Genomic DNA, 9,396 nt, shown 5'->3' with positions numbered 1-9,396 from the left:
CTCGGCGTCGAGGACGAGCTCGGCCGGGTCGAGCGCGGGCTCGCGGCGCTGCGTGGCCAGCTCGCGGTCGAGGCCCGCGCGCTCGAGCGGCGCACGCGCCGTCTCGCCTCCGACGTGCGCGCGCTGCGGCTCCGACCGTGGGCGGACGCGACCGCCGGGCTCGAGCGCGCGGCGCGGGACGTCGCCGCCGCCCTCGGGCGCGAGGTGGAGCTCGCGGTCGGAGGAGAGGGGCTCGAGCTCGACCGCTCGGTCGTCGACGCGCTCCGTGAGCCGCTCGCCCAGCTCGTGCGAAACGCCGTGGACCACGGCATCGAGCCCGCCGAGGAGCGGCGCGCCGGCGGGAAGCCGGAGCGCGGGCGCATCGAGGTCGACGCGCGCATCGAGGGCGAGCGGGTGTTCGTGCGCGTCCGCGACGACGGCCGGGGGCTGGACCCGGAGCAGCTGCGCGACGAGGCTCGCCGCCGCGGCCTGCCCGTCCCCCCCGATCGCCGCCGGGCGCTCGAGCTCGTCTTCCTGCCCGGGCTGTCCACCGCCACCGCGGTGACGGAGCTCTCCGGCCGCGGGGTCGGCCTCGACGTCGTCGCGAGTGCCGTGCGCGCGATGCGCGGCTCGGTCGCGGTGACGTCAGCGCGCGGACGGGGGACCTGCTTCGAGCTCGCGGTGCCCACCACGCTCTACGGGCTGCGCGCGCTGCTCGCCCGCGACGCCGGCCAGAGCTTCGCGGTGCCGGCGCTGGACGTCGAGCGCGTGCTCCGGCTGCGCCCCGAGCTCCTCGCGACGAGCGGTGGGAGGACCGTGCTGCTCGCGGGCGAGCCGGTGCCCATCGCGCCGCTCGCCCACGCGCTGGGGCTCGCGTCGGGGCCGTGGCGCGCCGAGGACCGCCGCATGGCCGTGGTGATGGACGTGGCCGGGCAGCGCGCCGCGTTCGCGGTCGACGAGGTGCTCGCGGAGCGGGAGCTGTCGCTCGAGCCGCTCGGCGGGCGGCTCGCCGGGCTCCCCCTGGCGAGCGCGGTCGCGGCGCTGCCGGGTGGCGAGCTCGCGGTGGTCCTCGCGAGCCGCGAGCTCGTGGAGCGCTCCCACGCGGCCGCGGCGCTCGCGGCGGCGCCGGCCCGCGAGGCCGGGCCCGCGCGGCGGCGCGTCCTCCTCGCGGACGACGCCGCCACCACCCGCGCCCTCGCGCGGAGCATCCTCGAGGCCTCCGGGTACGACGTGACGACGGCGGCCGACGGAGAGCAGGCCTGGTCGCTCCTCCGGCAGCACGGGGCCGACGTCGTCGTGTCGGACGTGGAGATGCCCGGCATGAACGGCTTCGAGCTGACCCGGGCGATCCGGCAGAGCCCCCGGCTCGCCCGGGTCCCGGTCGTGCTGCTGACGGCCCTCGAGAGCGACGCCGACCGGCGGCGCGGCCTCGAGGCGGGCGCCGACGCATACCTCGTGAAGTCGACGTTCGACCAGCGCGTGCTCCTGGACACGCTCTCGGAGCTGCTCGAGGAGGTCCCATGATCCGGGTGGTGGTGGCGGACGACATGGAGGCGTCGCTCAGGCTCCTCGAGGCGATCTTCGCGCTCGAGCCGGGCTTCGAGATCGTCGGCCGGGCGCGGAACGGCGAGGAGGCCGTCGAGCTCACCCGGCGGCTGAAGCCGGACCTCGTCACGATGGACATCGAGATGCCGGTCATGAACGGCTTCGACGCGACGCTCCGGATCATGACCGAGCTCCCCACGCCGATCGTGGTCGTCTCGGGCCAGGACGTGAACTCCGTCGGGTTCGCGCTCAACGCGATGAAGGCCGGCGCGCTCGCGGTCGTGCCGAAGCCCCCCGCGCCCGGCGATCCCGACTTCGACGCGCAGGCGCGGCACCTCCTCACCATGGCCCGCGCGATGGCCGGGGTGAACCTCCTGCCGCGCGTCCAGTCCCCGCGGCCCGGCGCGGCCGCGCCCGAGGCGCGCCCGCAGCGCACGCGCGCGCGGGTGGTCGCCATCGCCGCGTCGACCGGCGGTCCGCCCGCGCTGTCGCGCATCCTCTCCGAGCTGCCGGCCGACTTCCGCGCGCCGCTCCTCGTCGTGCAGCACATCGCCGAGGGCTTCGCGGAGGGGCTCGCGAAGTGGCTCGGCGAGTCGTCTCCGCTCCGCGTGAAGGTCGGCGACGACGGCGAGCCGCTCGCGCCCGGGACGGTCTACCTCGCGCCGGATCGACGCCACCTCGGGGTGAAGGGCGACCGGATCGAGCTCTCCGACGCGCCGCCGATCGAGGGCTTCAAGCCCTCCGGGACCTACCTGTTCGAGTCGGTGGCGCGCTCGTTCGGCCCCGCCGCGCTCGGGCTCATCCTCACCGGCATGGGCCACGACGGCGTGAAGGGCCTCGCGACCCTCCATGCCGCGGGCGGCACCGTGGTCGCCCAGGACAAGGAGTCCTCGGTCATCTTCGGCATGAACGGCGAGGCCGTGCTGGGAGGCCTCACGGACGAGGTCCTCCCGCTCGACGCGCTCGCCTACCTGCTCATGCAGGCGGTGTAGGGGTAAAAAAAGAGAACGGCGCGTCCACGAGGACGCGCCGCTCTGGACTGCCACCGGAGCTCGACTACTTGCGGCGGTTGAACTTCTCCATCAGGTCGCCCAGCCGCGCGCGGCCGTCGCCCTGACGGCGCAGGTACTCGCGGTAGTCGTCCTCGCCGCCGTCGCGGTTGAGCTGCTTGATCGACAGCGCGACCTTGCGCTCGTGGAGGTCCATGTCGATGACCTTGACCTCGACCTCCTGGCCCTCGGTCACCACGTCGCGCGGGTTCTCGACGCGCTCGTCCTTCATCTCGGAGACGTGGACGAGGCCCTCGATGCCCGGCTCGATCTCGACGAACGCGCCGAAGTCGGTGACCTTCGTGACCTTGCCCTTCACGCGCGAGCCCACCGGGTGGCGCTCGGAGAGCGTCGTCCAGGGATCGACGTGGGCCTGCTTGATGCCGAGGCTGAAGCGCTCGTTCTCCACGTCGATGTTGAGCACCACCGCCTCGACCACGTCACCCTTCTTGAACTTGTCGCCCGGGTGCTTGATGCGCTCGGTCCACGAGATGTCGGACACGTGCACGAGGCCGTCGATCCCCTCCTCGACGCCGACGAACACGCCGAAGTCGGTGACGTTGCGGACCTCGCCGCGAATCGTAGTGCCGATGGGGTACTTGTCCTCGAGGAGCGTCCACGGGTTCGCCTCGATCTGCTTCATGCCGAGGCTGATCCGCTTCGCCTTCGGGTCGATGTCGAGCACGACCGCCTCGACCTGATCGCCCTGGTTGACGAGCTTCGAGGGGTGCTTCACGCGCTTCGTCCAGCTCATCTCGCTGACGTGGACGAGGCCCTCGACGCCCTGCTCGAGCTCGATGAACGCGCCGTAGTCGGTGAGCGAGACGACCTTGCCCTTGACGCGCGTGCCGACCGGATACTTCTCGTCGGCGCGGTGCCACGGGTCCTCCTGGATCTGCTTCAGGCCCAGGCTGACGCGCTCGGAGGCGGGGTCGAACTTGAGGACGACGACCCGGACCTCCTGGCCGACCTCGAACATCTCCGACGGGTGGCCGATGCGGCCCCAGCTCATGTCGGTGACGTGGAGGAGGCCGTCGATGCCGCCGAGGTCGATGAAGGCGCCGTAGTCGGTCAGGTTCTTCACCTGGCCCTTGAGGACCGCGCCCTCCTTCAGGTTCTTCAGGGTCTCCTTCTTGAGCTCCTCGCGCTCCTTCTCGAGGAGGACCCGGCGCGACAGGACGATGTTGCCGCGCTTCTTGTTGAACTTGATGACCTTGAACTTGAACTTCTCGCCGATCAGCTTGTCGAGGTTCCGGACCGGCCGGATGTCGACCTGCGAGCCGGGGAGGAACGCCTTCACGCCGATGTCGACGGAGAGGCCGCCCTTCACGCGTCCGACGATCACGCCCTCGACGAGCTCGTCGCGCTCGCACGCGGCGGAGATCTCGTCCCAGATGCGCATCTTGTCGGCCTTCTCCTTGGAGAGGACGACCATCCCGGTGTCGTTCTCCCGGGACTCGACGAGCACCTCGACCTTGTCGCCGACCTTGACGGCGGGCTCGCCGCCGGGCGCCGAGACGAACTCGGACATCGGCACCTGGCCCTCGGACTTGTAGCCGATGTCGATGACGGCATAGTCCTTCGAGAGCGCGATGACGGTGCCGGAAACGACCTTGCCCTCCTCGATGGGACCGGCCTGGGCCTCGCTCTGCGCGAAGAGCGTGGCGAAGTCCTCGGTCTCGATTTCGGGCGTACGGGGAGTCTGATTCTCCATTCGGAAAAGACCAACCTTTGTCGGGATCACGCCGGACCTGCGACTCTGGGTGAGCGGCTCAGGACCGCCCCGGCGTCAACCACAGCAAGCCCCCTGGTTCGTGTCGCGGCCGACGCCCCGGGGATCGAAGGCGCGCCGCGCGCCGGGAATACCCCGGCGTACATCGGGAATCTTGGAAGGCGCACGCTACACGCCCGAGATCACGGGGTCAAGGCGCGCCCTGCGGGCGGAGGGCGCGTAGCCAGCTCGCCACCCCCTCGACCACCCAGTCGGGCGTCGAGGCGCCGGCCGAGAGCCCGACCACCTGGCACCCGTCGAACCACTCCGGCCGGAGCTCGGCCTCGGTCTCCACGTGCCACGTGCGCGCCTGGATCTCGCGGCAGATCTCGGCGAGATGGCGCGTGTTCGCGCTGTTCTTGCCGCCGACGACCACCACCGCGTCCACCTCGCGGGCGAGCGAGCGGGCGTCCGCCTGCCGCTCCTCCGTGTCGTTGCAGATGGTGTTCACCGCCCGGACCTCCTTGTGCCGGAGGGCGAGCGCGCCCACGACCGCCTCGAAGTCCGCGCCGATGCAGGTGGTCTGCGCGATGACGGCGACCTTCTTCGCCGGGATCTCCGGGATGGGGCCGCCCGGCTTCACGACCGTGCAGGGGCCCTCGCTGAACGACACGACGCCCTTGATCTCGGCGTGGTTCGCGTCCCCGACGATGACGACGTGATACCCCTCGGCGCTGAGCTTCTGGGCCATCGCCTGCGGGTACTTCACGTAGGGGCAGGTGCCGTCCACGACCTCGAGCCCGCGCCCGTCCGCGCGCTCGAGCTCCTCCTTCACCGCGCCGTGCGTACGGACGACGACGGTGGTCCCGTCCGTCACCTCGCCGACGGCGTTGACGGTGCCGACGCCCTTCTCGCGGAAGCGCGCCACCGCCTGCGGGTTGTGGATGATGGGCCCGAGCGTCACGACGGGCCCGGAGGAGTGGTCGGCGACCTCCATCACCTTGTCGACGGTGCGGCGGACGCCCCAGCAGAAACCGGCGGTCTTGGCGATCTTCACTTCCACGCGGCGCTCTATATAACGCCCTCCTCCGCCGTGGCCAGCCTGCCGGGCCCCCGTCCCTCCCGGCACCGCCCCTCCCGCTACTCGGCGTCGTGGACGTGGAAATGCGCGTGCTCGGCGGAGCCGTGGCGGTGGGCGTGCCGGTGCGCCAGCCCGCTCCGCACGAGGAGCGCCTCGTCCCGGAGCAGCTCGGCCGGGGCGCCGTCGAAGAGGATCCCGCCGCCCGCCCGGTCGAGCAGGATCGCCCGGTCTCCCAGCTCCTCGACGACCGAGAGGTTGTGGGTCGTGGCGACGGTCGTCACGTCGAGCGCGGCGAGGAGCTCCACCACCCGCGCGGCGGCGGCGGGGTCGAGGTTCGCGGTGGCCTCGTCGAGGAGGAGCACCTTCGGATCGAGCGCGAGGACCGCGGCGAGCGCCACGCGCTTCTTCTCGCCGCCGGAGAGCTCGAACGGCGGGCGGTCCAGGAACGGCACGAGCTCGAGCGCCTCCGCCCAGCGGCGCACGCGCGCGTCCACGTCGAGGGCGCCGAGCTGGCGCGGACCGAACGCGAGCTCGTCCGCCACCGTGGGGTTGAACAGCATCGCGTCCACGTTCTGGAAGAGGAGCCCCACCTCGCTGCGGAACCGGCGCCGGAAGGTCGCGTCGTCGAGCGCCCGCGCCGTGAGCGGGATGCCGGCGTAGCGGAGCTCGCCCGCGGCGGGAAACGCGAGGCCGTCGAGCGCCCGGAGGAGCGTGGTCTTCCCGCAGCCGTTCACGCCGAGGAGGACGACCCGCTCGCCCGGCGCGACGGAGAGGGAGACGTCGCGGAGCACCGCCCGGCCGGAGAGCTCCAGGGTCACGTGGTCGAGCTGGAACGGCACTAGAACCCCCGGGAGCGCATGGCGTCGGAGACGTCGCGCGCGTTCTTCATGGAGAGCGTGAGGAGCGCGCCGGTGATCCCGCCCGCGCCCCGGACGACGTCGACCGGCCCGGGGCGGCGCAGCATGCGGCTCCTGAGGCCGAGGAGCGAGTCCGTCGCGAGCAGCCGGAGCGCGTGCACCTGCGCGAGCGTGAGGACGAGCAGCCGGCTCGCCGTCGGGAAGGGCGCGAGCGCGCGGAAGAGCTCGATCCGAGCGAGCGCGGAGAAGGTCACGAAGGCGATGAGCGCGGCGCGGAGCGCGAGCGCCACGAACGGCTCGGCGTCGGGCCAGCGGCCGGTGACGAGCCGGAGCCACCCCGCCGACGCGAGCGAGAGGAAGGCCGTGACCGGCACGACCGAGCGGAGGACGCGCCTCGCGGCGCGGAGCGCGCCCCGGCGGAGGAGCAGGAGCGCGAGGAGCGTCGCGAGCGACAGCCCGCGGAGGCCAGTCAGCGCCGACAGGCCGAAGACCGACGCCGCCCACAGGGCGAGGAGGAGCTGGCTGCGCCGCGGCTCAGAGCGCTTCACGGACCTTCGCCCTCCGCAGCACCGACAGTGCGAACAGCGTGTAGAGCCCCTCCGCGGGCCCGGTGACGGCGAGGCTCGGGATCATCATCGCCGCGAGCGTCACCGGCAGCGGGGTCGGGAAGTAGGCCGGCGAGAGCCGGTGCTGCAGCCCCAGGACGAGCGCCACCGCGAGGGTCGAGACCTGCACGGCGACCCAGGCGGCGACGAGCGCGGCGCCCCGCGGCGAGGCCCGCCGCAGCGCGAGGTGCACGAGCCAGCCGGCGAGCGGGCCGAGGAGCCCCATGGCGAGGGCGTTCACGCCGAGCACGGTGAAGCCGCCCGCGCCGAAGAAGAGCGCCTGCACGACGAGCACGAGCGACTCGCACACGAACGCGACGAGCGGGCCGTGCAGGATGGCGAGGAGCGTCACGCCCAGGAGGTGCGTGGAGGTGCCGCCCGGGAGCGGGATCATGATCGACTGGACGACGAACGCCACCGCGGTGAGCGCGCCGACCACAGGGAGCGAGTCCGCCGCGGAGCGGCCGAAGTGACGGCGCGCCGCCCACGCCCACAGCGGCGCCGAGACGGCCAGCGCGGGGAGCGTGAGCTGCGGGGAGACGAAGCCGTCGGGGACGTGCATCGCTAGCCGCTCGTGGATCTGCGCCGCGCGAGGAGGACGAGCGCGCCGAACACCGCCGCGATGACCGCCGCGCCGAGGAGCGGCCGCAGCACGAACGCCGCGCCGCCGCCCGCTCGCGCACCGCCCTGGGCGGCCGCCCCGGCCTGCGCGACCTCCACGGTCGTGTCGAGCCCGTGCCCGCCGGCCTCCACGACCTTCACGCGCCAGCGGCCGGGCGCGTCGGGGACGAACGCGAGCCAGCCTGCCCGATCCGTCCGGCCCGCCAGGTAGGCGGCTCCCGGCGTCGACGGCGAGAACACCTCGAACGGCGCGTCCGCGAGCGCCTCCCCGTCCGACTCGTACACCCGGACCGCCACCGCTCGCCCCCGCTCGACGTCGTGGAGGACCTCGTGCGCCCGCGCGCCGGCGGGCACGAGCCCGGCGAGGAGGAGGAGGACGGTGAAGCTCGAGCGCATGCGGTGTGCCTCTCCCTGGAGGCGGAGCTGTTCGCACGAATTCGTGGTTCGTAATACCGAGCACCCAACCGGGCGTCAAGCGCGCGATCTGCCACGAGCTTCGGCCCTCCCATCTCCGAGCGCACGGCCTCGAGGGGACGTCCTGCTCGGCCGCGAACGAAGCGTCACGCGAGCCGGGCACGCCCCTCCTTGCGCTGACTCCTCGGGCCCGCGCGACGCCCTCCCCGGCTCCCCTATGCTGCGGGGACCTCGCGCCCTCCGGAGGCACTCCCCATGAAGCTCGTCGCCGCCGCCCTGCTCGCCGTCGCCTCCCACGCGCTCGCGCTCGCGCAGGATCTCCCCGTGCGCGTGGTGACGCTCAGGTCTCCGGCGCTCGGCGAGGAGCGCACCGTGTACATCCTGACGCCGCCGGGCTACGAGCGCGGCGAGCGCCGGTATCCCGTCGTCTACTTCACGGATGGTGAGCGCACGCTGCCGCTCCTCGCGACGACGGCCCGCTTCCTCGCGAGCGCCGGCCGCATGCCCGAGGTGCTCCTCGTGGGCCTCGCACACCCCGACCGCGTCCGCGACCTGACGCCGACGCATGGGAAGCTCGAGCAGGGCGGAGGCGAGGAGGTCTCGTACGAGACGAGCGGCGGCGGGGAGCGCTTCCTCGCCTTCCTCGCGCAGGACCTCGTGCCCTGGGTGGACCGGAGCTACCGGACCGAGCCCCTGCGGATCCTGGCGGGCCACTCGTTCGGCGGGCTCTTCGCGCTGCACGCGATGGCCGCGCGGCCCGGCGTGTTCCAGGCGGCCATCGCCGCGAGCCCGACGCTCGGCTGGGACCGCGACCTCGCGGCGAGGGAGGTGCGCGACGCGCTCGGGCGCAAGGACGGCCTCTCCGGGACCATCGTCCTCACGGTGGGCGACGAGGGCCGGCTCGCCGCCGCCCGCTTCCAGGAGCTGAAGGGGCTCCTCGCCCGCGGTGGCGCGGTCCACCTGCGGGCGCTCCACCTCGCGGGCGAGGATCACGTCACGACGCCCTTCGCGAGCTACTACGCCGGCCTCGAGGAGGTGTTCGACGGGTGGTCGATGCCGGTGTCCCCCGAGGCGACGGGGCCGCGCGGCGGCGCCGCGGCGGTCGAGGCCCACTACCGCGCGCTCTCGCAGCGGCTCGGGTTCGCGGTCCCGCCGCCGGAGCGCGCGCTCGCGCTCTCGGGCCTGCAGCTCCTCTCCGAGGGCGACCGTGACGGCGCGGTCCGCACGCTGCGCCGGACCGTCGAGCTCTACCCGTCCTCGCCCCGCGCGCGGCACGCGCTCGGCCTGGCGCTCGAGCGGAGCGGCGAGCTCGAGGGCGCGCGCGACGCGTACCGGCGTGCCTGGGAGGCGGCGAAGGCGGCGGGCGCCCGGGATGCGCCGGCGTACGAGGCGAGCTACCACCGCGCGAGCGGCGCGACCGGCACCGGCCGGCGATCGCCAGCGAGCGCAGGCGACGCGGACGTCCAGACGGAGTCCCGCGATCGCTACGGCGGGTACGACCGGGAGTCGCGGTTCGACGGTGGAGGCTAGCGAA

Annotated in this window: 9 protein-coding genes; 3 read left to right on the top strand and 6 right to left on the bottom strand. The window is 73.5% G+C overall.

The window, feature by feature from the left end; genetic code table 11:
• The coding region (locus MNZ29_RS15210) for a response regulator (RefSeq protein ID WP_242355728.1) at positions 1-1,503 on the top strand (1,503 nt) is incomplete at its 5' end.
• On the top strand, positions 1,500-2,516 hold the full coding sequence (cheB, locus tag MNZ29_RS15205) for a chemotaxis-specific protein-glutamate methyltransferase CheB (protein ID WP_242339534.1): 1,017 nt from the start codon (positions 1,500-1,502) through the stop codon (positions 2,514-2,516). The genes MNZ29_RS15210 and cheB, both read left to right, overlap by 4 nt.
• 64 nt (positions 2,517-2,580) lie before the next feature.
• Here cheB and MNZ29_RS15200 read toward each other — a convergent pair whose 3' ends face one another.
• From MNZ29_RS15200 to MNZ29_RS15175, 6 genes are all read right to left on the bottom strand, one after another.
• Positions 2,581-4,287, bottom strand: coding sequence for a 30S ribosomal protein S1 (locus MNZ29_RS15200; RefSeq protein WP_242339532.1), 1,707 nt, complete (start codon positions 4,285-4,287; stop codon positions 2,581-2,583).
• Positions 4,288-4,495: 208 nt separating this feature from the next.
• On the bottom strand, positions 4,496-5,347 hold the full coding sequence (gene ispH, locus MNZ29_RS15195) for a 4-hydroxy-3-methylbut-2-enyl diphosphate reductase (RefSeq protein WP_242339530.1): 852 nt from the start codon (positions 5,345-5,347) through the stop codon (positions 4,496-4,498).
• Between the two features lie 77 nt (positions 5,348-5,424).
• Positions 5,425-6,204, bottom strand: coding sequence for an energy-coupling factor ABC transporter ATP-binding protein (locus tag MNZ29_RS15190; RefSeq protein ID WP_242339527.1), 780 nt, complete (start codon positions 6,202-6,204; stop codon positions 5,425-5,427).
• Positions 6,204-6,770, bottom strand: a complete 567-nt coding sequence (locus MNZ29_RS15185) for a hypothetical protein (RefSeq protein ID WP_242355726.1) — start codon at positions 6,768-6,770, stop codon at positions 6,204-6,206. Before MNZ29_RS15185 ends, MNZ29_RS15190 begins: the two co-directional genes overlap by 1 nt.
• The gene (locus tag MNZ29_RS15180) at positions 6,757-7,389 is read right to left on the bottom strand and encodes an energy-coupling factor ABC transporter permease (RefSeq protein ID WP_242339523.1); all 633 of its coding nucleotides are present in this window, start codon (positions 7,387-7,389) and stop codon (positions 6,757-6,759) included. Before MNZ29_RS15180 ends, MNZ29_RS15185 begins: the two co-directional genes overlap by 14 nt.
• Before the next feature lie 2 nt (positions 7,390-7,391).
• Complete coding sequence (locus MNZ29_RS15175) at positions 7,392-7,844, bottom strand: hypothetical protein (protein ID WP_242339521.1); 453 nt, start codon at positions 7,842-7,844, stop codon at positions 7,392-7,394.
• 273 nt (positions 7,845-8,117) lie between these two features.
• Between MNZ29_RS15175 and MNZ29_RS15170 the strand changes: the two genes are divergently transcribed.
• Positions 8,118-9,392 carry an alpha/beta hydrolase gene (locus MNZ29_RS15170; RefSeq protein WP_242339519.1) on the top strand — a complete coding sequence of 425 codons (1,275 nt, stop codon included), beginning with the start codon at positions 8,118-8,120 and terminating at the stop codon, positions 9,390-9,392.
• Positions 9,393-9,396: the final 4 nt, after the last annotated feature.

This window comes from Anaeromyxobacter sp. SG64 (assembly GCF_022690745.1).
Taxonomy (GTDB): Bacteria; Myxococcota; Myxococcia; order Myxococcales; family Anaeromyxobacteraceae; genus Anaeromyxobacter; species Anaeromyxobacter soli.
Note: the sequence above shows the minus strand (reverse complement) of the source record. Positions and strands in the feature narration are given on the sequence as shown.